The organism is Simiduia sp. (assembly GCF_058345725.1).
The window spans coordinates 1-23,962 of the sequence record NZ_JBTUOC010000054.1; the positions used below are offsets into that span (position 1 = coordinate 1).

Sequence of the window (23,962 nt, forward strand, 5' to 3'; positions counted from 1 at the left end):
CAAGGGCGATCCGAGCTACCGGGTCGAGGCGGCGGCGATCGAGGCCTGGGCCGGACTGCGGCCGCCGAAGGCGCGGGAGACGCTGGAGCCTCTGCTCGCGCGGGAGAGTCACAATGAGGTGATCCGCCAGGCGGTCCTGCGCGGGCTGGGGAAGCAGGGCTACCATTTGCTGGGTATGGATGAGCTGGCCGAGGATGCGGTTGCCGTGCTGAAGCACAATTTTCCCGATTACCCTAACTTTGACGAAGACGGCGCCTTTAACTACCAATACAGTATTGATGTTAATGAGCGTAGTTGGGTGAACCTGCTTAGCTTTGGTATGTTTGATAAGCAGGATTTACGGGGCTTTGACACGCGTACCATCTATAATCCGGCGGTGGCAAAATTTGAAGTCCCGGAAAACCTTGCCCCCTAAATTAGGCCCGAGCCCATTGAAAAAAGCCCGCCAAGTGCGGGCTTTTTTGTGCGTGATGCCAAGTGTTGCGACGGCGGCGCGCCACTTGTGCACCGTGCCTGAGATTGCTAAAGCGCAGGCGCGATTAATGCAGAATGGGCATCGGGCAGTCCAGCGAGTCGGCAATCACCCTCAGCAGTTCGTACTCGGCGATTTGGACCTGGCCGTCGGCTTGAATGGCCAGCATCAGACCCTTTAACAAGCGGGGTTTCTGCAGGGGTTTAACCCGATGCAGGCGAGTCAAGTGCTTATCGATGGCGGGAAAGGGGTCAGCTTCGGGCATTAAAGTGTCCACGGGCAGGCCTATGGCTTCCAATGCCTGCCGGTAGGCCGACTGCCGATGTGCGTTTTCGCCCTGCAGCACCATGAGCGTGACGAGGCTGCGCACGGAATCTGCCACCTTATCGAGCGACAGGTTGGCCGCTTGTGTGCGGGCCGGCGGGAACAGGTTATGTTGCAGCAGCCGGTAAACACACCATTCGGTCAGGCTGAATACATTGTCGGCCTTGATTTGCGCTATTACGTGTTTCCGAAAGCTCTTGCGTTGGGGGTCAGACAGCGCCTTCAGGGCGGGCATGCACAGCTCAATGACCGGCAATCGGTCTTTAACCGGCAGTGCTTGAATGGCGGGTAGCAGCTGCTTGTAGAGGCGAGCCACGGGTTCAGGCGCATGGGTGTTAATGAGCACCTGCTGTTCCTCGGCGGCCTCGGCGCAGTAAAGCAGGCCGTAAATTATAGCCATCGCGCTGGCAGAGTTGTGGGCCGCTTCGCGAATGAGCGGGTTTAGGCCCGCCAGGGTGGCGCCGGCCTCCGCCAACGCGGCCGGCGCGGGGTTGCCCACTTGATCGGCCAGGTTGTCGGCCGATACCGTTGTGGACTGTCCTGCAAAATTGGCCACACCCTCGGTCTGTGATTCGTCATTGTTTACGGGTGCTTGAGTGTCAAACTCGCCCTGCCAGCGCGGATCGATGCGTTTAATGCGATGTGCCAGCGGCGGATGCGTCGCCATGGCGCCACCGAGCCAGCTGGACAGGCCGCTGGCAAAGTAAAAGTGGCTGTATTCCGCCGCGTTGGCGGCCTGCATTTGTGATCCGTCGGGATAACCGCCAATCCGCTTCAAGGCGCCACTGATACCTGCGGGGTTGCGGGTGAACTGAACAGCCGAAGCGTCGGCCAAAAATTCCCGTTGGCGGCTAACCGCGGCTTTGATGAGGTTGCCGAAAAAGGTACCGGCATAGCCGATAACCAGCAGCCCCAAGCCAAACAGCACTAAGCCTCCGCCGTTTTTACGCGAGCGGCTGCCCGAGCGCATGAGCATCTCGCCCAGCAAGCCAATTAATAATATACCGTGCAGTACGCCCACAAGGCGCAGGTTTAGGCGCATATCGCCGTGCAAAATGTGACTGTACTCGTGCGCGATCACACCTTGCAGCTGGTCTCGATTGAGTTGCTCTATGCAGCCGCGGGTCACGCCGATGACGGCATCTTGAGGTTTATAACCCGCAGCAAAGGCGTTAATGCCGGGTTCGTCCAGCAGGTACACGGGCGGCACCGGTACGCCGGCGGCAATGGCCATCTCCTCAACTACGTTAAGCAATCGGCGCTCCTTGACGTCGCACTGGGAGACGTTAAGTTGCCGACCGTTGAGGGATTCGGCCACGGCGGAGCCGCCCCGGTTCAGTTGTGATAGGCGGTACAGGCTACCCAATCCCACCAGTATCACCACGCCCAGTCCGACGATGCCCACCAGCTGCCAGTCCATGCGCGCAAAAAAATCAGACCAAAAGGCGCCTTGTTCGGGGCTGGGAACCGCTGCGCCCTGACTGAAATGCAGTAGCAGTGCGGTGAAGAGGGTGGTAATGGCGACCAGGGCGAGCACTGCCAACGCAAACAAAAATACCAGGCGCTTGGTGTGTGCCCTGGCCTGATCTTGGTGTTCGAAAAAGTTCATAACCGCAATCCGTTACCTGCGCGCCCCTTAGCGAGGGCGCGCATGTGGTGGGTCTTAAAAGGATACTTGAGGGGCAGCCTGAATGGCGGCACTGTCGGCAAATTCTAGCAAGCTGGCATCTTGTGCGTGGCCGAACATACCGGCAAACACTACGGGCGGGAAGCTTTGTTTGTAGCTGTTATAGGCTGTCACCGCGTCGTTGAATGCCTGGCGGGCAAAGGCCACTTTATTCTCTGTGGAGGTGAGTTCTTCCGACAGTTGCATCATATTTTGGTTGGCTTTCAGGTCTGGATAGGCTTCCACAACCACATTGAGTTTGCCGAGGGCTTGCGACAACATGCCTTCGGCTTGGTTGAGTTGTGCCACACTGCCGGCATCGCCCACTTGCCCTGCCATAGCCTGCAGCCCTGCCATGGCTTGATTACGGGCAGCGATAACGGCTTCAAGGGTTTCTCGCTCGTGTTTAATGTAGCCCTTGGCGGTTTCTACCAAGTTGGGAATGAGGTCGTAGCGCCGCTTAAGCTGCACTTCTATCTGCGCAAAACTGTTTTCAAAACGGTTTTTAAGGGCGACCAGCTGGTTGTACACGCTGATAACATAAAATACGACAACGGCGATAATGACCAATGTAACGATGGCAGATGTGCCCATAATACGTCCTCCTTGAATGGAGCGGCCATGGTAGCACGGCGTCGGACATTCGACATCTGGGCGCAAATTTCGTCCGAATCTGCGGTTCAGATAACGGCGGGTAAACGAGGAAAAACCTTGGTTTGGCTTGCGAACTTAGGCGTAAAAATCCCATGGTCCCGCAAGAACTACTCGTCTTGGCAAGGAAATTGATTGCTTGTTGCCGAGCCGCTTTTTTTCCGTCGATCTCATACCAAAGGTGGAGCGAGTGCTCGGAGGGCCGCAGCGGGAGTCTGGTATACTGGTGCCAGAGCAGCCGCGCCGTGAACTTTGCGTGGCAAGTGACTAAGAGGCGGTAACAACCGCCCAGCATGTGCGGATTGGCGGCCTTTTATTAGGCGTATGCGCTCACAAGGCGCGCAACCGTGAGGAATGAGAAATGAGTGATCCGATTGTAATTGTAGGTATTGCCCGCACCCCAATGGGCGGTATGCAGGGGGCACTGAGCAGTTTGAGTGCGCCAGAATTGGGCGCAGCGGCCATCAAAGGCGCGCTGGCCGACGCCAAAGTGAGCGCCGATCAGGTGAACGAGGTTCTGATGGGCTGTGTATTGCCTGCGGGGCTCGGGCAGGCGCCAGCGCGTCAGGCTGCGTTGAAGGCGGGGCTCGCCAATAGTGTTCCCTGCACCACCGTCAATAAAGTGTGTGGTTCCGGCATGAAAACCGTCATGATGGGCGCAGATGCCCTAGCTGCAGGCCATGCGGATGTGGTGGTGGCGGGGGGCATGGAAAGCATGTCCAACGCGCCTTACATGCTGGCTAAGGCTCGTGCAGGCTACCGACTGGGTCACGGCGAACTACTCGACCATATGTTTTTAGACGGTCTACAGGATGCCTACGAAGGCGGCTTGATGGGCAACTTTGCAGAGCACTGTGCAGGCAAGTACAGTTTTACGCGCGAGCAGCAAGATAGCTATGCGTTGGAATCACTGGCACGGGCGACCCGGGCTATTGAAGAAAAGCGGTTCACCCGTGAGATCGTACCTGTGCATTTTGCCACGCGCCAGGGCGAGCAACAGGTAGACACAGACGAGCAACCGGGCAATGCGCGACCGGATAAAATCCCGCAGCTGAAGCCTGCATTCAAGAAAGACGGCACAGTGACGGCGGCCAATGCCAGCTCTATCTCAGACGGTGCCGCGGCGCTGGTGTTAATGCGCGCGTCGACGGCGGAGGCGCAGGGTCTCAAGCCTTTGGCCGTCATCCGGGGTGCCAGTCAGCATGCACACGAGCCCGAGTGGTTTACAACGGCGCCAGTGACTGCAATGAAAAAATTGCTGGAAAAAGTGAGCTGGAGTGCCTCTGACGTGGATTTGTGGGAGGTCAATGAGGCGTTTGCCGTGGTTGCGATGGCGGCTATGAAAGAGCTGGATTTGCCGCACAACAAAGTCAATGTCAACGGTGGTGCCTGTGCCTTAGGGCATCCGTTAGGCGCCTCGGGTGCGCGTATTATTGTGACCCTCTTGGCCGCGCTAGAGCGTCAGGGCGGTCGCAAAGGTATTGCCAGTTTGTGCATTGGCGGGGGCGAGGCCACAGCGATTGCCATTGAGCGCTTAGCGTAACTAGGTAGCAGTAGGTACAAAAAAGGGCAACGAAAGTTGCCCTTTTTTGTGGCTGACGGAATGCCTTAAATTAATCGATGTACTCGACTATTTTCACCACTTTTTGAACCCCGCCCGTATTGCGCGCTATTTCTGCAGCTCGGTTTGCCTCGCTACGGGTGAGTAATCCCATCAAATAGACCACCCCCGATTCGCTCACAATTTTCACGCGGCCGCTGTCTAAGTTCATATCCGCGATCATCTTAGTTTTGACTTTAGAGGTTAGCCAGGTATCACTGGTAGCAGTGAGCAAGGAGGCATTACCGCGAATACTCAATTCATTGTGCACTTCGCGCACCCGGTGAATCTTGCGCACCTCGCTCTCGGCCAGGGCTTTCATGTCTTCGGCTTGAACTTGGCCGGTGATAAGCACAATGCCGTTAAAACTGGTAACGGAAATATTGGCATTCTCTAACAGTGGTGACGCCTTGCGGAGATTCACCAGGGCGGCCACTTCAATTTTTTCATCGTCCAATGCCGCACCCAACGTGCGCACGCTGCGGTCTTGGGCGACGGGTTCTTCAGAAGCGACACCCACCACATGGCTGCAGCCGGTGGTAAATGCCATGATAAATACAGAAAACAGTAATAGCGCAGAGTAACGCATTAGGCGTGACCTCCAAAAAGTTGTCGATCGATCAAATCACATAAACAAAAAACGCTCAGTAAGTGCACCTCTTGTATGCGCGAAGGGGTTTCAGCAGGTACGCGGAGCTCTAGATCATGCGCGTCCAGAATGGCTGCGGTATCGCCGACATTCTGCCCGGTAAAGGCGAGCACCGTGATTTCTTTATCGTGTGCGGCGCTCACGGCCTGCACCAAGTTGCTGCTGTTGCCGCCCGCCGCGAATACTACCAATATGTCCCCTGCGTTGCCCAGTGCCCGAATTTGTTTTGCGTAAACTTCGTTGTAACTGTGTTCATTGGCCACGGCGCTAATGACTGTAGCGTCACAGCCTAGCGTCATGGCAGGTAAGCTGGGGCGCTCCTGTTCAAAGCGATTAACCAGACAGGCCGTTAATATTTGGGCGTTAGCGTGAGCTAATCCATTGCCGCACACCAGCAATTTTCGCTCTTGCAGCAAGGCGTTTACGATCATTTGGCTGGCATCGGCGAGTAGAGGCGCAAAAAGCTCGCCCGCGTTCATCGTGGCTTCAATACTTTCGTGAAACAGTTGAATAACGCGCTGTTCCATAACCTGGGGGATTCCTCTGTAAAAGTGCAGTGCCTTTGTGGCGCTAAAAATGCGTTTACCTGGGGCGTTGAAGCCGCGGCTAAACTTGGCTAGTTAAAGGCCGCTTTGATCCATTCTGGTGCTTGCTGTAAGTCGGCAAAGGCAACGACGTCAAAACGGCAAGGCGTGTTTTGCCGATGGCTATGTTGATGTAGAAAGTGCTGTGCCGCCAGTTGCACTTTTTGTTGCTTGCCGGCGGTCACCGACTCCAGTGAGCTGGCAAACTGTTTGTTGGTGCGCAACCGCACTTCGACAAAAACGGTGGTACCCTGGTGGTCCATAACTAGATCAATTTCTCCACCGCGCACGCGAAAGTTTTTTTCCAGCAGCGTTAAACCCTGCCGCTCAAGGAAATCCGCCGCCTTGGTTTCGGCGGCGTCGCCCCGACTAACTACCACTGACTTCTGCGTCATTGGTTATTACCATCGGCAGCGGTGTGGCCAGACCCCGGCGGATAAACGCCCACATCTGTTCGCGCTCAATGTGTCCTTCTGGGGTCAGCTTCAAATTACCTGTGGCGCCAAAGATTTGAGCGTTGGGAATTTCCCGCAACTGTCGCAGCCGTGGATACAGGTGGTAGGCGTCAACGCCCATAGCGTAGAGGCGATTAAAGGCAGGGTCCGTGGAAAACCGCTCGATACTTTTCTTCTCTTCACTTTGTTCGTCGAACAGCCAGGGCAGGGTGCTAAACCGAATGCCATTGAGATCGCTATCGAGCTTGGCGTCTGGCTCGCCAGTATAGATGTGGCTGGTGGCGAATACGGGGATATTACTGGCCTGGTGGAACTTCAAGGTAGGCTTGATTTGTCGCGCCTGATTGGGCAGTGCGGTGACAAATATCATGTCTATGTCTTGCCGCCGGCGCGGCTCAAATTCCATGGCGCGGCCCAATATATTGCGCACATTGGCGGCACGACGGTTGCTTTGATCGATGAGCAGTCCGCGTTGAATCACCTTTGAGTAATCGGCTTTGCCGGTAAATTTGGCGTAGTCTACCACTGTGCCGCCCAGGGCCTGCCACTCGCTGATAAACGCCAGCGCTGCGCGGTCTGCCCAGCTGGCCTCTACCGCAATGACCATTGCCAGGCGATGACCCTCGAGCCAAGCGCGTCGCGCGGCCTGCTTGGCTTCGTCTTCTGCGGCCAAGCCAAACTGTACGAGGTTGTTGGGGGGCAGCAAGCCGGTGGGCTGTTCGATGCGGTTCAGCGCCAGTGTGGGTACGGGCAGTGCGGGAAGTAGGGCCAGCTCGCTCACTTTATCTTTATCCAGTGGGCCGATGATCATTTCGGCGCCGGCATCCACCGCTTGCTGGTATAAGGTTTGAATGTCGCCAAGGTTGGTGTCGTACAGGGTGACCCGTGCCGCCGGGCTACCCGCTTGCATAGATTGGTAGTGGGCGGCAAAAAAACCGTCGCGTATCGCGCGTCCAGCACGCCCTAGCTTGCCGCTCACTGGCAGCAGCAGCGCGACGTGTCGAGGTTTTTCGGCTATCAATTTTTGCAGGAGCTGTAGGTCTCTGGGCAGGCGGCTGGCGGCGGGGTGGCCGGGCCAGCGCATGAGCCAGTCGTCGACGCCGCGCAATTGTGATTCCAGTTGATGTTGATTGTTTTTAGACAGCGCAGCCAACTGGTACCAGCCCTGCTGCTCGCGATCTGGGTTGGTGCGGGCGAGTGTCTGGAGCTGTTCCCAGGGTTGCCCCATCAGTGTCTGCCAGAGTTTGTCTTGATTCTCTGCTCGGCGCTCGGGGCTTAAGTTGGCGTGCTCCAGTGCAATAAACTCCTGCACGGCCAGCTCAGTTTCACCAAGTTTGGCCATCAGTTCGGCCCGCCGGCTGCGCAGGTCGATATAGTCGTCTTTCGGCATCAGTTCCCATTGGCTGGTGAGCAGCGGGTTCATCAGGATGGATTGCGCCTGAAAATAGGCCTCTTGCTCCAATGCCAAATCGCTGTAAAGCCGGGTGTAGGCCCAAAGGTCTGAGGGCTCCAGGGCTTCTGGGTCGATGGAGCCCAGTAAATTGCGAGCCCAGTCTTTGTCGTCCAGTTGGCTTAGCTGCTCTGCCGAGCGCAGCAGCAACTGCTCTTTGCGGGGCGAGCTGGCTACACGGGCTTCCAGCAACAGCGCTTGGACAGTCTCAAGGGAATAGGTCGGTAGTGCTTGGGCGGGCTCTGCATCCGTTTTCTTGGTGGGCGCACTACAGGCGGCCAGCCATAGGCACAGGCCGGCGAGCGCGCACCTGGGCAGCCAGCCCACGCTGTTCAGAGAGATGTTATGTATCATGCTATGATCCGGTTCCTACCTATTGTTGCCAAGCCATTGTCCATGAATGAACCCGCTTTATATGTCGTCGCCACGCCCATTGGGAATTTGGGCGATATGGTACCGCGAGCCGTTGAGGCTCTTCAAACGGTGGACGTAATAGCCGCTGAGGATACACGTCATAGCGCCAAGCTGCTGGAACATTTTCACATCAAAACCCCCCTGGTGGCCTATCACGACCACTCGGACGCGCAGCGTACCGCCCAGTTGGTGGCGCGCATTCAGGGCGGCGAGCGGGTGGCGTTAATCAGCGATGCGGGCACGCCGCTGGTATCTGACCCAGGCTATCAGCTGGTGGCGGCGGCGCGGGCGGCGGGTGTGCGGGTAGTGCCAGTGCCGGGTGCCTGCGCGGTGATCGCCGCGCTCTCGGCCTCGGGCTTGCCCTCAGACCGCTTCAGTTTTGAAGGGTTTTTGCCTGCCAAACAGGTGGCGCGCAGCAAGCGCTTGGCCGAGCTGGCTTCCGAGACGCAAACCTTGATCTTTTATGAGGCGCCCCACAGGATTTTGGCGACACTCACCGATCTGGTTGACGCGATGGGTGCCGACAGGCCCGTGGTGGTCGCGCGCGAGCTGACCAAAACCTTTGAAACTTTTTTGTCCGGAAGTGCCCGAGAAGTACTGCGTCAGGTAGCAGAAGACAGCAATCAACAGCGCGGGGAAATTGTGCTGTTGGTCAGAGGGGCGCCCGCTGCACCGGCGGTGGCGATAGATGGCGAGGCGCAGCGCATTATGGCATTGCTGGCAGCCGAGCTTCCGCCCAAGCGCGCGAGTGCATTGGCCGAGCAAATTACCGGCGTTAAGAAAAAAGTGCTGTACCAATGGTATGTGGCGCAATCCCAATAGACCTTGTACCTAACCAGTTTCTTAGGGATCGGTGAGTATACGCAAGCTACCGGGTAGTGCCCTAATCCGCATTGGCAGAGGGCGCCGGGGCTTGGGTGATTTGCAACCATCGAAGTGATTCGAGGACCACTCCCACTCGACGAACTCCGCACCGGGCCAATGGTACGGCGGCGCCCTGGTAGGAAAGTGATGTTAGGGTTAGTGGTGAATAAAAAAAGCCCACGGAGTGGGCTTTTAATGGCAAGGTTGCGCTAGAAGCTGTAGCTCCCTTTTAGGTAAAAGATGCGCCCGCGCGGGTCGTGGTGTTTGGGGTCGTAGCTGAAGTTGGCTCCGTCCACCACAAAGGGCGGTTGCGCATCAAATAAGTTGATGGCACCCAAGCTGAGTGTCGCCGTGGCATCGGTTAGCGCCAACGTATACTGGTACTGCACATCAAAGGGCGCGAAACTGTCGATGGTGTCGTCGTCATTTTTGTAGCTGGAGGTATAGTTCACCCTCGCGTAAACGCTGTGTGCCTGGCTTTGCCAGTGCGCCGATAGATTGCCCTTGGTTTTTGGCATAGAGCGGGCAAAATTACCCCGGTTGAATTGGCCCGACACATCGGTCATCACACCGTTGAGCGGAATCTCGTACTCCAGGTAGTGTGACAGACCTAAGCCCAGGGTTAGCTGGCTGTCGTCCCAGCTGAAGTTATAACTGGTTTCCGCATCGATGCCACTGGCGTTAATCGTGGCGGCGTTGAAATAGTTAGTGGAAATCCCGCCCAGTTCACTGTTGGGATCATTGGGGTCTAGTCGCTCAATGTCCGGGCCGTCCGGGTCGGCGAGCAGTTTGCCTTGAGCGTCTTCAATGGTGATGACGTCTTCATAATCCACACGCCAGTAGTCCAGGCGCGCATCCAGGGCATCGCCCACCCAAACAACACCCAGGTTGTAGTTGGTGGCCTGCTCTGGCTTTAGGTCTGTACTGCCCGTGGTGGCGCGACGAATGAACAGTGAGCCGCCCTTGGGGATAGGTTGGCCGTTGCTATCGAGCACCAGCTCTCCGTCGGGCGACACTTCATAATCCTGTACGTTTAACGTGCTGACTGTGTCGGCGTAGTACTGCGAGAGCGACGGTTCGCGGAACGATGTACTGGCAGAGGCGCGCAGCATCAACTTGTCGGTAGCCTGATAAAGTACAGCCAGTTTCGGGTTAAGGCTACTGTCTTGGCTGAGTTGCTCATAGCGCAGCGCGGCATTGACGGTGAGTGCGTCCGATACAGGCACTTCAATTTCGGTAAATAGCGCGCTGACGCTGCGCGCCTCGTCCACTTCGTTAACGCCGCCAAGGAAAATGAAATCGGCGCGCGAATTTATACCTGTGTCGGGGTCGGGGCGAATGGTGCTCGCTTCGTTGGGATCAACCTGGTAGCTCTCGCGGCGCGCGTGTGCGCCAACGGCCATATTGATCGCACCAGCGCGGGTTTCGGCTATTTCGCCGTTAAACACGGCATCGAACGTCAACAGCGATGTTTCGGTGGTCGAGCCGAAAGACGTTTTGAGCCAGTCGAGTATTTCTGGGCTGTTAGCCGTTGGGTCGAAGGGGTTCAGGTATTGATCGCCGGTGGCACCGCCGGTACCGGCCAAGCCTGCGTTGATGCGCTCAATCGACATCTCGGGCTGCACAATAGTGTAGGCATTCTGGCTGTAAGACAGTGATGTAAGCCAGTCCCAACCATTGTTGAAACCTCCGTTTAGACTCATTTCCACGCGCGCTGTTTCGTTGTCGCGCGGTGCTGCCGGCGATTGTGCTGGGTCCAGGGTGGGGTTGATGCGACCCAGGTAGGTGACCGGTGTGCCAAAAGGATTGTCGGGGTGATCTGCGGCAATAGTGGGGAACGTCAGGATCGGATAGGCCGGCACAGTGTAGTTATCGATAATGCGATAGTTGCTGTAAAAGCCCTGGACCTTGCCCTCGATATTGTCGGCGAAGTTGTGGGTGATGCTGGTGTAATACTGTTCGCGCTCCTCTTCGTTGACGATGTTGTAGTGCAGGCCGTAAGCAAAGCCGCAGCGATTGCCATTGTCGCCGCGGTCAATGACCACGCCATTTATTTCGCCCTCGCACTTGGGGTTGCCAACATTTTCGCCAGCGCTGTAGGTGCCGGCCCAGTCGCCCGCAGGCACGACCACGTCTTCGGACATGACAAAGCTTGTACCCAGGCTGCTTACTGCGGCGCCCACCAGCTCTGGGCGCTTGCGGGCGTTGAGGTTGGAGCGGCGCAGTGCCGATGCTGCAAATACCATATGGGTATCGCCGCTGGCAAAGCCGGCCATGACGCTCAGGTTTTTGTCAGTCTGGCTGTCCTGTGCGGTGCTCTGCCAGGAGCCGTCGAGCTTGATGCCTTCAAAGTCATCGCGAGTGACAAAATTGACAACACCGGCCACGGCATCTGAGCCATAGGCTGCGGCAGCGCCCTCCTTCAAGACATCTATGCGCTCGACGGCAATGGCGGGAATTGACGCCGTATCCACAAAAGTGCTGCCATCCTGGGCTTTGGCGCCGCTGATAGTCTGGCGCTTGCCATTAATCAGTACCAGGGTGGAAGACAGCCCCAGGCCGCGCAGGTTGACATTCGAGGTGCCCTGAGAATAGAAACTGGTAAAGGTGTCTGGTCGGTTTTCGGCACCGCTGTTTACAGACAGCATATTGATCATATCGGTGACATCGGTGGCGCCGGCGTACTGCATCTCATCGGCGTTTATGACCGAGACGGGATTGGCTGCAGCAGTATCAGTTGTACTGATGTAGGAGCCCAATACCTGGACTTCCTCTATGCTTTGGTGATCCTGGGCTTGTAACCAGGGGCTGCAGCAGGCCAGTGCGACGGCCAGTGCCAAAGGGTGTGGGTTATTCGCTCTCATTGATTGCACCTCTATTATTGTCATTTATGGATAGTAGGCTTAGCGGTAGCTCAATTAGCTGTACACTTGTGCAGTTAATTGGGGCGAGGCCAGTGTAGGCGATCGGCGCGCTGAAATATCTGCGACTTAGGTCGCACGACGTTAGTCGGATGCCTGGGGGAGATCGCATAAATAGTGCTGTTGTACAGGCCGAAAGGATTGGGAGTAACGCTGTCTCATCGGTCTGTGCGAGCGCGCTTTCGACACACAGCGAGCGCAGCGACAGCCATTCAGTGCGAACTTGGTCCCGTGTTTTGGGTCTGATCGGAGTCACGGCACCTAAAAGCAAAGGTGCGTCAATAGAGGAAGCAGTAATGGATCGTAGGAAATCGGGTAAGCGTAAGCACCTATTTAACAGTGCCGCAGACGACGTGCAGCACGCGCGGGAAATGGATCAAGAGGCTCAGACCCACCCGCTTCTCCAGGCGCCGGCCTATCGCCTGGCATTTGCCGACGAAGACTTTCTGCTCAGCGAAGAAATGCGCGCCGTGCGCCTGATGCTGGAGCTCAGTAAACCGGAATCTGAATTGCGCGCCAATGGTATTCAACAAACCATTGTGATGTTTGGCAGTGCGCGTACGCAAGACAGTCAGGCGGCTGCCGCGCAACTGGCCGTTTTGCCGGATACCGAAGCTGGACGCCGCAAGCGCCGGGCGCTGGAAAAGGGCGCGGCCTACTACGAAGAAGCGCGCAAGCTGGCGGGGCTCATTGCGCGCGAGTCGCCGGCGAGTCAATACGGTGAGATGCACGTTATAACTGGCGGTGGGCCCGGAGTGATGGAGGCAGCCAACCGCGGTGCCATGGAGCAGGGGGCAAAATCCATCGGATTAAATATTGTATTGCCGCACGAGCAGTACCCTAACCCCTACATTACCCCGGAGCTATGCTTTCGCTTTCATTATTTCGCCATGCGCAAGATGCACTTTCTTATGCGCGCTAAGGCGCTGGTGGTTTTTCCGGGTGGATTTGGCACCTTGGATGAATTGTTTGAAACCTTAACGCTTGTGCAAACCCAAAAAATTAAGCCCCTGCCCATTTTGATTTTCGGTAAGGAGTACTGGTCGCGCTTAATCAATTTCGAGCTAATGGTCGAAGATGGCATGATCAGCCCGGAGGATATTCACTTGTTTCGCTATGTGGATACGGCCGAAGAGGCCTGGGCGCTGATTCAATCTGGTCTGGAAGAGCTGATGAGCTAATCGCTGAGGCGAGGAGAATCAAAAAAGGAGAGCGGGGCTCTCCTTTTTTTTCGTGGGTGATCTCGCCGCTAAAAGCGCAGCGTACCCTGCAGGGCCAGACTGCGCGGACGATCGTAGAAACTGTAGTAGGCCGTGCCTGTGCCGCCGGTGAGTGTTGTTGAAACCGGTAGCTGGTTGCCAAAGGTGGCCACTTTTTCATCCGTGAGGTTTTTACCCACCAACGCCAGTTCCCATTGGCCATCTTGCGCGCCCAAGGCAAAACGCAAATTCAACTTGGCAAAGGCGTCCTGCTCGAGATTGGGATCAAGGGTGGGCGAAACAAAATAGCTGTCGCTAAAGTTAATGTCGCCGGTAATGCGCCACTCCAGGTCGTCGCCCCAGGTGCGGCTGTAATCGGCAGACAAGGTGCCCTGGAATTCCGGTGCAAATTCCCGAGTTTTACCGGACAAATCACACAGGCCAGGGTACTCTGCACTGTCGCTTGGCTTGCCAAAGTAGCACTGGCTGTTGGGGAACTTGTCAAAGGTAAAGTCCAGCAAACCCAAGGAACCACTCAGCGTCAGGCCCGGCGCCACTAGCCAGCGGCCGTCTAACTCCAGCCCCTGGGTTGTGGCTTCACCGGCGTTGGTGACATTAAAGCCGAGTACGCCGTCAAACTGGCTGGTTTGCAGGTCTGTGTACTCGGTGCGGAACAGTGCAATGTTTAGCTCAGCTGCGCCGCCGGCGAGGGTCATTTTTGTGCCGAGTTCCAAACTTGAGGCTTTCTCTTCTTCATATTCGAATACGCCCGGATCAAAACCGTAAGGATCTTTTACCGTTTGGACAATCACCAGCGGCGATTGGTTGGCGATGATGTTCACGCCGTAAGTTGGATCTGGGTGCGCATTTGAGCGCACATCAAAGCCGCCCGATTTAAAGCCCTCCGTATAAGTGGCGTAAATCATAGCGTCGTCTGTGGCATCCCACTGCAGGGTGACTAAGGGGGTAAAGGCGCCCTCAGACCGATCGTCTTTTATTTCGGGGTAAGGCTCGATCAGGAAGGCGGTGTATACCGTGTTGAGCAAAAGGTCGGAGCTGCCAACATCGACACCCAGCGAGTTGGTGTGGTGTTGGGTGCGAGTGGCTTCCTTATTTTCGCTGGTGTATCGCCCGCCAACCGTTAAGCGCCATTCCGTATTGATATTCCAGGTGGCCTGCGCAAAACCTGCCCACAAGGTGGAGTCCTGGGTAAAGTCGCGTTGGGAGGCAGTGCCGGGTAATAGTGAAGATAGGCCGGCGAGCAGGCTGTTGGTGGGCACGCGAATAGCGTCGTCGAAGGTCATTTCGCTTGACTGGTAAAACAGACCGCCAATGTAATCAATGGTTTCGCCCTGGGGCGAGGCAATGCGAATTTCCTGGCTGAACTGGCTGAAGTCTTCCCGGCTGTCTGCGGTAAAGATATTTGCGCCGGTAAAGTCGCAGTCGCATACCTCTTCATAGTCGTAGGCGTTGTAGCCGGTGACAGCGGTTAGGGTGTAGTCGCCCAGTGCGTAGTCGATCGTGAGGGTGGCATTTTGGGTATTATTTTCAGAAATATCGCCATTGGATTGGCGTTTAAAATCTTGGGTTGTATCCAGTACGTAGCTACCCCCCGTAGCCGCAAATAGGGCATCGGCGTAGGCGATGCCGCCACTGGGTAGTACTGTGGGCTTCACGGGTTCTAGAAATCGCCCTTTAGTGTCAAAAGACCCGCTTTCCACTTTGAGATTCATACTGAGATTGTCGGTGGCATCCCAGCTCAATTGCCCGCGCAGCACGCGCTCTTCTTCGGCGGATTCATCGCGATTTAGCGTGGTGTTCTCGTAGTAGCCATCGATGTCTCGCCCCAAAATTGAGAGGCGGCCGCGCAGGGTGTCGGTCAGCGGCCCAGATAGCACTATGCGCAGATCTTTCTCGCCGTGGCTGGGTTCGTAAAGGGCGGTGACTTGGCCCTCGAACTCTTCGGTGGGCTTGGCGGTTACCATGCTGATGGCACCGGCAATGGAATTCTTACCAAACAGAATACTCTGTGGGCCGCGTAGGACTTCAACGCGCTCTAAATCCATAAAGGGCGCCCTGGCCAGTTGCGAGCGGCCGTAGTAAACGCCGTCCACATACTGCCCAACGGATTGCTCAAAACCCTGGTTAATGCCAGAGCTAATACCCCGGATGGCGATAATGGTGCCAATGCCCGTTTGGTTCATGGTGAGGTTGGGCACGTAGGCGGTCATACCCTCTAGATTGGTGATGCCGGCTTCGTCCATCTTGGCGCCGGAAACGGCATTGACGGAGATAGGGACATCCTGCAGTTTCTCCACGCGTTTTTGCGCGGTGACTACCACTTCTTCCAGGACTAAATCAAAGTCTTGCGACCAGGCGGGATTGCACAGGGTGCTACCAATGGCGAGGGGTAACAGGCATTTCAGCGGTTTGATCATCTACGGCTCCAAAACTTCATTATTGTAATTAGTGCGGTTTCGCTAATGTCCGAGCGCAGGCACGGCTAATGCGCGGCGCCTAGGAAAGTATGCAGCGAAGCAGCGCGCTTTGCTACACACCTTAGAACTAAAACATAGCTTACTTTTTGAGCAGTTGCGGGGTGGTCTGCAAATACCGGTTGAAACTCGCTGCAGCCTTGATTATTGTTGCGCTGAGCCAGCCAGACAGTCGCTCCCGCAAGGGGGAGGAAAGTCCGGGCTCCACAGGGTAGAGTGCCAGGTAACACCTGGGGGGCGCGAGCCTACGGAAAGTGCAGCAGAAAATATACCGCCTAAGCGCTTCGGCGCCGGTAAGGTTGAAATGGTGCGGTAAGAGCGCACCGCGCAGCTGGCAACAGTCTGTGGCAAGGTAAACCCCACTCGGAGCAAGACCAAATAGGCCTTCTATGGTGCGACCCGCACTGAAGGCGGGTAGGTTGCTTGAGGCAGATGGTGACATCTGTCCCAGATGAATGACTGTCCACGACAGAACCCGGCTTATCGGCTGGCTCAATTCTTTCAGTGCGGTGGGGAAAGGCCCGTCGCACTCCGCAAATGGTTATATCCCTGTTGTTATTTAGCCCTATTAGTTCTCAAACTTAAAGTATCACTTTAAGTTTGGCTTCTATGTGCTTGTAATTTGTGATCTTCCTAGTCTGCTACTGTTCCGCTTTCTGAATTTTAACTGCGAGTTCCACTCTAAATTACTGATTTTGCAGGCAAGTTCGCGTCAGTTCTCTTGACTTTAAAGGGCGCGGATTTATAGTGTGTGAATGTGGTAAAAAGTGGGTAAAAGTGGAATTTAGTGGTATGAGCAATAGGGCGAGTGGGAAATAGTGTTTCTCGGCAGTCATTCCATCAGCATGGACGCCAAAGGGCGTCTGGCGATACCGGCGCGTATTCGCGAGTCGTTGATGGAGCTGTGTGCCGGCAAGTTAGTGATCACTGCGCACACCGAAGAGCGCTGCCTGCTGGTGTATCCGGAGCCTCAGTGGCTTGAAATTCTTCCCAAAATAGAAGCACTGCCCAGTTTTAATAAAGTTGCCCGCAGAACGCAGCGGCTGTTAATCGGCTATGCCACGCCGCTGGAAGTGGACGGCAATGGTCGTATCTTGTTGCCGCCGACACTGCGCGACTATGCCCAGCTGGATAAGAAATTGATGTTAATTGGCCAGGGTAAGAAGTTGGAACTCTGGAGTGAAGCGAGCTGGGCCACCTGGCTGGACAACGATGACGACGACGGTGAGATGCCAGATGAAATGCAATCCTTGTCCCTGTAGCTGGGTGCCAACTTGAGCGCTCATTACACGGTGTTATTGCACGAGGCGGTAGATGCACTGGTGTCTGCACCCGATGGCATCTATGTGGATGGCACCTTTGGTCGCGGTGGTCACAGCCGCGCCGTGCTGGCCCGCCTAAACGATGCCGGGCGACTTGTGGGGATTGATAAAGACCCACAGGCGATCGCCGAGGCCAACACGCTGGCGGCTGCGGATGCGCGCTTTGCCATTCAGCACGGTTCTTTTGCCGACTTGTTGACCTGGGTGGCGCCCGGCTCCGTGGACGGCGTATTGCTGGACCTGGGTGTCTCGTCGCCCCAGCTGGATCAGGCGGAACGCGGTTTTAGTTTTATGCAGGACGGGCCGCTGGATATGCGAATGGATACCACCCGGGGTCAGAGTGCGGCCCAGTGGCTGGCGAACGCAGATGCCGAGGATATCGCCTTTGTATTAAAGGAATTTGGCGAAGAGCGTTTTGCCAAGCGGATGGCTGCGGCCATCGTGCGCGAGCGCGAACTTGCACCTATTACCACCACGGGCCGACTGTCAAAAATTATTACCGAGGCAAATCCGGCCTGGGAAAAAGGCAAGCACCCGGCTACGCGCGCCTTTCAAGGTATTCGCATATTTATCAATAGCGAGTTGGAGGATCTTGAGCGGGTATTAACTGCTGCACTCGAAGCGCTAAAGGTCGGTGGTCGCTTGGTGGTCATTAGCTTCCACTCCCTGGAAGATCGTTTAGTGAAGCGCTTTATTCGCAATCACGAACGGGGCCAGCAGCTACCTAAAGGTCTACCGGTCATGGATAAAGATTTGAACAAAAGACTGAAGAGTCTGGGTAAGGCTATCAAAGCCAGCCCGCAAGAGCTGGCAGAGAACCAGCGATCGCGCAGCGCTGTTATGCGGTGCGCAGAAAAGCTGGCCTAAGTGCCGGCAACTATTGAGCTAACACAATAAAACAGGGGCAAAGAGTGCAAAATACGCTTGCAGTCAAGTCGCAGCCCAGCGCCACACTACTGATTACGACGGTGGTTTTGTGGGTGCTGGTGGCTGCGTCTGCGCTTTTGGTGGTTAATACCACTCATGGCGCCCGGCTGTCGTATTTTCAGCTGGAGTCTTTGCGCCGGGAAGCTGCAGAGCTGGAGGTGCAGCGCGGTCAGTATTTGTTAGAGCAAAGTACCTGGGCGGCGTACAGCCGCGTTGAGAAGCTGGCTCAACAAAAATTGAACATGCGCGTGCCAGAGCCTGCTGAAATTGTGATGGTGGCGCCGTGAAAAAGCTGGCTAAACCCTTTCAGTTGGCGCCCTGGCGTTTTTACTTTGCCATAGTAGTCTTAGTGGCGTTGGTGCTCTCTATGGTGTGGCATCTCGCACGCGTGCAAGTCATGCCCGGTGAAGAAAAGGGCTTTGAGTTTTTGCAGCACCAGGGCGAGGCACGCACTGTGCGCGAGGAGCGCATTGCCGCCTATCGCGGCGTGATTACCGATCGCAATGGCGAGCCATTGGCCGTCAGTACGCCGGTAAAGTCACTTTGGTTAAACCCTCAACTAATTGCAGAAAATGAGATTCCTCGCCTGGCAGGCGCCTTGGGTATTAGCGCGGCGGACTTGGCGAAGCGCATTAGTGCCAACGCGGGGCGCGAGTTTATTTATTTGAAGCGTCATTTGCCGCCGCAGGATGCCGATGCCGTGTTGGCGCTCGATATTACCGGTGTCAGTGCCGAGCTCGAATACCGCCGTTACTACCCGGCCGCCGAGGTAACTGCGCACCTGGTGGGTTTTACCAATGTCGATGAGCGCGGCCAGGAAGGGCTGGAATTGGCGTATGACCAGTGGCTAACCGGCACGCCCGGTGCCAAACAAGTACAGCGGGATTTGCGCGGACGAAATATTAAAGAGTTGCAGTTGTTGCGTGCCGCTGAGCCGGGCAATGATTTGGCGTTGAGCATAGATCTGCGCTTACAGTATCTGGCGTACCGCGAACTGAAGGCCGCGGTGCAGGCGCATCAGGCGCGCGGCGGGTCGATAGTGGTTGTGGATGTGGCCAGTGGCGAAGTATTGGCGATGGCAAACCAGCCCAGCTACAACCCCAATGATCGCACTAACCTCAAGCCTGCCGCCATGCGCAATCGCGCAATGATCGACCAGTTTGAACCGGGCTCGACGGTAAAGCCCTTAACGGTAATGGCCGCCCTTGAGGCAGGTTACGTGCAAGCTCACACGCCCATTGAGACGGCGCCTGGTTACATTCGCGTGGGCAAAAAAACCTTACTAGACCCTGTTAATTACGGGTTGATAGACGTGACTAAAATTATCACCAAGTCGAGCCAGGTAGGCTTGACCAAGGTGGCGTTAAAAATGGAGCCACAGGAAATTCGCAATATGTATGTGCGCCTGGGCTTCGGTAAAACCTCTGAGTCCGGTTTCCCCGGTGAAAGTGCGGGGCAATTGCCAAATCACCGTCGCTGGCAGCCCATCGTGCAAGCCAACTATGCCTTTGGCTACGGCTTAACGGTAACCGCCGTGCAGTTGGCCCAGGCCTACGCAGTTGTGGCCGGTGGTGGCGTGTTGCGCCCTGTGTCGCTGCTGAAAGCCGATACGCGCACCGAGGGCGAACAGGTAATTGCTCGCCCCTTTACCCGGCAGCTCATTGACATGTTAAAGACTGTGGTTGAGCCGGGCGGCACAGCCACGCGCGCCAAGCTCGATAGTTACACCGTAGCGGGCAAGACGGGTACCGCACACAAAGTTGGGCCAAACGGTTACGAAGCTAGCCGATATCGCTCATTGTTTGCTGGCATGGCGCCAGCCAATGATCCCCGCTTGGCCATCGTGGTGGTGATTGACGAGCCGGGCGCTGGCAAATATTTTGGCGGCGATGTGGCCGCGCCTGTTTTTGCGCGGGTTACAGAGGGTGCGCTGCGTATGTTGCAAGTGCCGCCAGAGGCAAAAGCCCTGGTGGCAGCGCGCGGAGGGTCGCGGTGATGGTCACTAGGTCGCTGCCGTTGCGCTTGCTATTGCCAGAGATTCAATGGCCAATGGAATGGGCAGACAAACACGTTGCCGGCTTGAGTTTAGACAGCCGCAGAGTGCGTGCAGGCGATTTGTTTTTTGCCCTTGACGGTGTCCAGCACAAGGGGCGCGATTTTCTCTCGCAGGCGTTTACAGCGGGCGCCTTGCTTGCCTTGGTGGAGGGTGACAGCTTCGAGGTGTCGCTCGCGGCAACTGGCGGTCCGGTGGTACAGCTGCCGTCGTTAAAGCAAAAGATGAGTGAAGTGGCGGCGCGCTTTTACGGTATGCCGGCACAAGCTATGCACATTGCGGGGATCACCGGCACCAATGGCAAGACCACCTGTTCGCAATTGTTGGCCCGGCTTTATCACGCGCTTGGCGAGCGCAGTGGGGTGTTGGGCACCCTGGGCTATGGCGCCATTGGACAGGCTTTAATCGATACGGGCATGACGACGCCAGACGCCATCAGTGTGCAGCGAATATTGTGCGATTTACACGAGCAGCAGGTGCGCCATCTGGCAATGGAGGTGTCCTCCCATTCGCTGTCACAGGGGCGGGTGGCGGCGGTGCCTATTCGCACTGCGATTTTTACCAACTTAACGCGCGATCACTTGGACTACCACGGCACCATGGCTGCCTATGGCGACGCCAAGTTGCAACTGTTCAAGCACCTGGGCCTGCAGCAATGTGTCGTGAATTACGACGATGAGTTTTGCGCGCGCATTGTGGCGAGCGTGCCCAAATCTGTGGCGCTCTACACCTACAGCCTCGTCAATAGTCAGGCCGACGTCTACACCACGCAAGTTCAGTATTTAGAGTCGGGTATTCAAGCGGAGTTAGTGACGCCCTGGGGACGTGGCGAGCTGCGAGTAGGTCTGCTGGGCGAATTTAACTTAGCAAATCTGTTGGCGGTGGTTGCAGCGGCCTGTGCGGAAGGTTTTACGTTGGCAGAAGTGCTGGCGGCGGCGGCAACATTTGAGCCGGTGGCTGGCCGCATGGAACGGATACCCAGCGCGACAGACATTCAAGTTCTGGTGGACTATGCCCACACGCCCGACGCTCTGCGCGCGGTATTGAAGGCCGCGCGTGTGCACTGCTCGGGTCAGCTTTGGTGCGTATTTGGGTGTGGCGGTGATCGCGACAAGGGCAAGCGTCCGCAAATGGCTGAGGTGGCCGAACAGCTCGCAGACAACTGTGTAGTTACCAGTGATAACCCGCGTACCGAGCCTCCTGAAACAATATTGGAAGACATAATGCACGGCTTTAAAATGCCGGAACGGGTACAGAAAATAGTTGACCGCAGCCAAGCGATTCAATTGGCGGTGCGCCAAGCAAAGGCGGGCGATCTGCTGGTCATTGCCGGTAAAGGGCACGAAAATTACCAGATCATTGGCACCGAAAAAATTGACTTCTGCGATAAATCCCACGCACTGACAGCGTTGGCGCAACGCGCGGAGGCTGCCCAATGATGCCATTAACGGTCGAGCAGCTAGTGCAGCGCTACGGCGGTCGCCACTTGGGTGATGGGCACCTCAGTCTGGGTGAAATATGCACCGATAGCCGCAAGGTTCAAGCGGGGCAAACTTTTATTGCGCTTGTGGGCGAAAAGCACGATGCCCATACCTTTGTTGCCGACATTCTGCCCAAGCAGCCTGGCTTGTTGGTGTTACAAGAGAGTTGGGTTGCGGCGAATACTTCACTGCTAGCTCATCACACAGTGTGGGTCGTGCAAGACACTCTGGTGGCGCTAACGGACATCGCCAAAGCCGTTCGCCAGTTGTTCGATGGGCCAGTGGTCGGCATTACCGGTAGCAGCGGCAAAACAACAGTGAAAGAAATGCTCGCCGCTATTGCTCGCCAATCACTGGGTGAGCAGGCCGTGCTAGCGACGCAAGGTAATTTAAATAACCACATTGGTGTGCCCCTAACGCTTGCGAAGCTAACACCCACACACCGCTTCGCCATTATTGAAATGGGTGCAAGTGGTCCTGGTGAAATCGCACATCTCGCGGCAACGGCGAGGCCCACAGTCTCGCTCGTCAACAACGTGATGGCAGCGCACGTTGAGGGGTTTGGCAGTGTTGATGGTGTAGCGCAAACAAAATCCGCCATCTACGACGGTTTAGTTAGCAATGGCATTGCCGTGATTAATTTGGATGATCGTTACGCCGATCGCTTTATTGATCAGAATGCCATGCGTGATCGAATAACTTTTGGATTAAGTGCAACTGCCGCGAGTGTCTCCGCCAGCGATATCGTATTAACCGAATCTGGCGCGCGATTTATGTTATCCGCTAGGGGAGAGCAAGTAAGCGTAGCGCTGCCTGTTTCCGGTTTGCACAATGTGGCCAACGGTTTGGCGGCGGCGTGTTGCGCGCTAAGCGCGGGTATATCACTGGCGGATGTCGCTGCAGGGCTTGCGTCTTTTGAGGCGGTAAAGGGTCGCTTCAATGTACTGCGTTTAAATGATTCGCTCACCTTGATCGACGATACCTATAACGCCAACCCAGGAGCCGTTAAAGCTGGCATCGACACCTTAATGCAGTTTGAGGGCGCGCGTTGGCTGGTGTTGGGCGATATGGGCGAGCTGGGCGATGATGCCCAAGCGATGCACGCCGACGTTGGGCACTATGCCCGTCAGGCGGGCTTAGACGGTGTTGCAACCGTGGGTCCGCTCAGCGCCCTGACTGCGAAAAGTTTTGGCCGTGGACACACCTTTGAAAATCACGCTGCTGCGGTAGCGTTTTTACAGCGACACATTGCGAACCAGGTAGGGCGCATAAATATTCTTATAAAAGGGTCGCGCAGTGCACAGATGGAAAAAATTGTGCAGGCCTTGAATGACAACCAGAGGAATGCCTGATGTTATTGTGGCTAGCAGATTATTTACAGCAATATTTTAATGCCTTTGGCGTTGTAAACTACCTGTCAGTGCGCGCAATTCTGGGTGTATTAACGGCGCTGGGTATTTCGCTGTTAGTGGGTCCCTGGATGATACGTCGGCTCAATTATTTGCAGATTGGCCAATCCGTTCGCGATGACGGCCCACAAACACACTTAAGCAAATCGGGTACGCCCACTATGGGGGGCACCTTGATACTGGCCGCCATTTTTACCAGTGCGTTGCTGTGGTCAGATCTCACCAACCGCTATGTGTGGGTGGTGTTGTTGGTCACGCTCGTATTTGGCGCGGTGGGTTGGGTAGATGATTACCGCAAGGTGGTGGAATCCAATTCGAAGGGATTGCCTGCGCGCTGGAAGTATTTCTGGCAGTCCGTGGGTGGCCTAGGTGCCGCCGTCTTTTTATATCAAAGCGCCACTCTGCCCGCTGAAACCCAGCTCTACGTCCCATTTTTTAAAGACGTGGCTATTGCTATGGGGCCCGCATTTATTGTGTTGACGTACCTGGTGGTTGTGGGTTCGAGCAATGCGGTGAATTTAACCGATGGTCTAGATGGCCTGGCCATCATGCCGTCGGTCATGGTGGGTGGCGCCCTAGGGATCATCGCGTATCTTGCCGGTCATGTGGAGTTTGCCAACTACCTCCACATTGCCTACGTTCCCGGTGCCGGTGAATTGGTTGTCTTCTGTGGTGCCTTGGCGGGCGCAGGTCTGGGTTTTCTGTGGTTTAACACATACCCCGCACAGGTATTCATGGGCGATGTGGGTGCGCTGGCACTGGGTGCGGCACTGGGTGTAATAGCCGTGATTATCCGCCATGAGATTGTGTTTTTTATCATGGGCGGTGTGTTTGTCATGGAGACGGTATCGGTCATTTTACAGGTGGGATCGTTCAAGCTTACCGGGCGGCGGATATTTCGCATGGCGCCACTGCACCACCACTTTGAATTAAAAGGATGGCCGGAGCCGCGGGTCATCGTGCGCTTTTGGATTATTACCGTAATGCTGGTGTTGGTCGGATTGGCCACGCTAAAACTTCGTTAAT

At 56.0% G+C, this 23,962-nt stretch carries 19 protein-coding genes and 1 other RNA gene; 12 read left to right on the top strand and 8 right to left on the bottom strand.

Going from position 1 to position 23,962, the window contains the following annotated elements; translation table 11 throughout:
• The coding region (locus ACW8F6_RS12250; RefSeq protein ID WP_491576155.1) for a HEAT repeat domain-containing protein at positions 1-415 on the top strand (415 nt) is incomplete at its 5' end.
• A 124-nt stretch (positions 416-539) separates the two neighbouring features.
• Here the strand turns inward: ACW8F6_RS12250 and ACW8F6_RS12255 are convergent.
• Together ACW8F6_RS12255 and ACW8F6_RS12260 are read right to left on the bottom strand one after the other, a co-directional pair.
• Complete coding sequence (locus ACW8F6_RS12255; RefSeq protein ID WP_491576156.1) at positions 540-2,405, bottom strand: M48 family metalloprotease; 1,866 nt, start codon at positions 2,403-2,405, stop codon at positions 540-542.
• Positions 2,406-2,459: 54 nt separating this feature from the next.
• Complete coding sequence (locus tag ACW8F6_RS12260; protein ID WP_491576157.1) at positions 2,460-3,056, bottom strand: LemA family protein; 597 nt, start codon at positions 3,054-3,056, stop codon at positions 2,460-2,462.
• A gap of 418 nt (positions 3,057-3,474) precedes the next feature.
• Between ACW8F6_RS12260 and ACW8F6_RS12265 the strand changes: the two genes are divergently transcribed.
• Positions 3,475-4,656 (top strand): acetyl-CoA C-acyltransferase, encoded by a 1,182-nt coding sequence (locus ACW8F6_RS12265; protein ID WP_491576158.1) that lies wholly within the window; start codon positions 3,475-3,477, stop codon positions 4,654-4,656.
• A gap of 70 nt (positions 4,657-4,726) precedes the next feature.
• Here the strand turns inward: ACW8F6_RS12265 and ACW8F6_RS12270 are convergent, their stop codons facing one another.
• From ACW8F6_RS12270 to ACW8F6_RS12285, 4 genes are all read right to left on the bottom strand, one after another.
• Entirely contained in the window at positions 4,727-5,302 is a 576-nt protein-coding gene (locus tag ACW8F6_RS12270; RefSeq protein ID WP_491576159.1) for a BON domain-containing protein, read from the bottom strand.
• Positions 5,302-5,889 (bottom strand): SIS domain-containing protein, encoded by a 588-nt coding sequence (locus tag ACW8F6_RS12275; RefSeq protein ID WP_491576160.1) that lies wholly within the window; start codon positions 5,887-5,889, stop codon positions 5,302-5,304. The genes ACW8F6_RS12270 and ACW8F6_RS12275 overlap by 1 nt, the downstream gene beginning before the upstream one ends.
• A gap of 89 nt (positions 5,890-5,978) precedes the next feature.
• A complete protein-coding gene (locus tag ACW8F6_RS12280) occupies positions 5,979-6,341 on the bottom strand; it encodes a YraN family protein (RefSeq protein WP_491576161.1) in 363 nt (120 codons plus the stop codon).
• A complete protein-coding gene (locus ACW8F6_RS12285; RefSeq protein WP_491576162.1) occupies positions 6,316-8,205 on the bottom strand; it encodes a penicillin-binding protein activator in 1,890 nt (629 codons plus the stop codon). Before ACW8F6_RS12285 ends, ACW8F6_RS12280 begins: the two co-directional genes overlap by 26 nt.
• Before the next feature lie 42 nt (positions 8,206-8,247).
• Here ACW8F6_RS12285 and rsmI point away from each other — a divergent pair, with 42 nt between their 5' ends.
• The gene (gene rsmI / locus ACW8F6_RS12290) at positions 8,248-9,087 is read left to right on the top strand and encodes a 16S rRNA (cytidine(1402)-2'-O)-methyltransferase (protein ID WP_491576163.1); all 840 of its coding nucleotides are present in this window, start codon (positions 8,248-8,250) and stop codon (positions 9,085-9,087) included.
• Positions 9,088-9,338: 251 nt separating this feature from the next.
• Here rsmI and ACW8F6_RS12295 read toward each other — a convergent pair whose 3' ends face one another.
• Positions 9,339-11,993, bottom strand: coding sequence for a TonB-dependent receptor (locus tag ACW8F6_RS12295; RefSeq protein WP_491576164.1), 2,655 nt, complete (start codon positions 11,991-11,993; stop codon positions 9,339-9,341).
• A 353-nt stretch (positions 11,994-12,346) separates the two neighbouring features.
• Between ACW8F6_RS12295 and ACW8F6_RS12300 the strand changes: the two genes are divergently transcribed.
• Positions 12,347-13,231, top strand: coding sequence for an LOG family protein (locus ACW8F6_RS12300; RefSeq protein ID WP_491576165.1), 885 nt, complete (start codon positions 12,347-12,349; stop codon positions 13,229-13,231).
• A 68-nt stretch (positions 13,232-13,299) separates the two neighbouring features.
• On the opposite strand, the gene ACW8F6_RS12305 is transcribed toward ACW8F6_RS12300, so the two are convergent.
• Complete coding sequence (locus tag ACW8F6_RS12305) at positions 13,300-15,687, bottom strand: TonB-dependent receptor (RefSeq protein WP_491576166.1); 2,388 nt, start codon at positions 15,685-15,687, stop codon at positions 13,300-13,302.
• 213 nt (positions 15,688-15,900) lie between these two features.
• Between ACW8F6_RS12305 and rnpB the strand changes: the two genes are divergently transcribed.
• From rnpB to mraY, 8 genes are all read left to right on the top strand, one after another.
• Positions 15,901-16,243, top strand: an RNA gene (rnpB, locus tag ACW8F6_RS12310) — RNase P RNA component class A.
• A 319-nt stretch (positions 16,244-16,562) separates the two neighbouring features.
• Positions 16,563-17,006: a division/cell wall cluster transcriptional repressor MraZ gene (gene mraZ, locus ACW8F6_RS12315; RefSeq protein WP_491576167.1), complete on the top strand. Its 444-nt coding sequence runs from the start codon at positions 16,563-16,565 to the stop codon at positions 17,004-17,006.
• A 12-nt stretch (positions 17,007-17,018) separates the two neighbouring features.
• Positions 17,019-17,933: a 16S rRNA (cytosine(1402)-N(4))-methyltransferase RsmH gene (rsmH, locus tag ACW8F6_RS12320; RefSeq protein ID WP_491576168.1), complete on the top strand. Its 915-nt coding sequence runs from the start codon at positions 17,019-17,021 to the stop codon at positions 17,931-17,933.
• 44 nt (positions 17,934-17,977) lie between these two features.
• Positions 17,978-18,280 (top strand): cell division protein FtsL, encoded by a 303-nt coding sequence (ftsL, locus tag ACW8F6_RS12325; RefSeq protein WP_491576169.1) that lies wholly within the window; start codon positions 17,978-17,980, stop codon positions 18,278-18,280.
• The gene (locus ACW8F6_RS12330) at positions 18,277-19,989 is read left to right on the top strand and encodes a peptidoglycan D,D-transpeptidase FtsI family protein (RefSeq protein ID WP_491576170.1); all 1,713 of its coding nucleotides are present in this window, start codon (positions 18,277-18,279) and stop codon (positions 19,987-19,989) included. The genes ftsL and ACW8F6_RS12330 overlap by 4 nt, the downstream gene beginning before the upstream one ends.
• The gene (locus ACW8F6_RS12335; RefSeq protein WP_491576263.1) at positions 19,989-21,485 is read left to right on the top strand and encodes a UDP-N-acetylmuramoyl-L-alanyl-D-glutamate--2,6-diaminopimelate ligase; all 1,497 of its coding nucleotides are present in this window, start codon (positions 19,989-19,991) and stop codon (positions 21,483-21,485) included. Before ACW8F6_RS12330 ends, ACW8F6_RS12335 begins: the two co-directional genes overlap by 1 nt.
• Complete coding sequence (locus tag ACW8F6_RS12340; RefSeq protein WP_491576171.1) at positions 21,482-22,879, top strand: UDP-N-acetylmuramoyl-tripeptide--D-alanyl-D-alanine ligase; 1,398 nt, start codon at positions 21,482-21,484, stop codon at positions 22,877-22,879. Before ACW8F6_RS12335 ends, ACW8F6_RS12340 begins: the two co-directional genes overlap by 4 nt.
• Positions 22,879-23,961, top strand: a complete 1,083-nt coding sequence (gene mraY, locus ACW8F6_RS12345; protein WP_491576172.1) for a phospho-N-acetylmuramoyl-pentapeptide-transferase — start codon at positions 22,879-22,881, stop codon at positions 23,959-23,961. The genes ACW8F6_RS12340 and mraY overlap by 1 nt, the downstream gene beginning before the upstream one ends.
• Position 23,962: the final 1 nt, after the last annotated feature.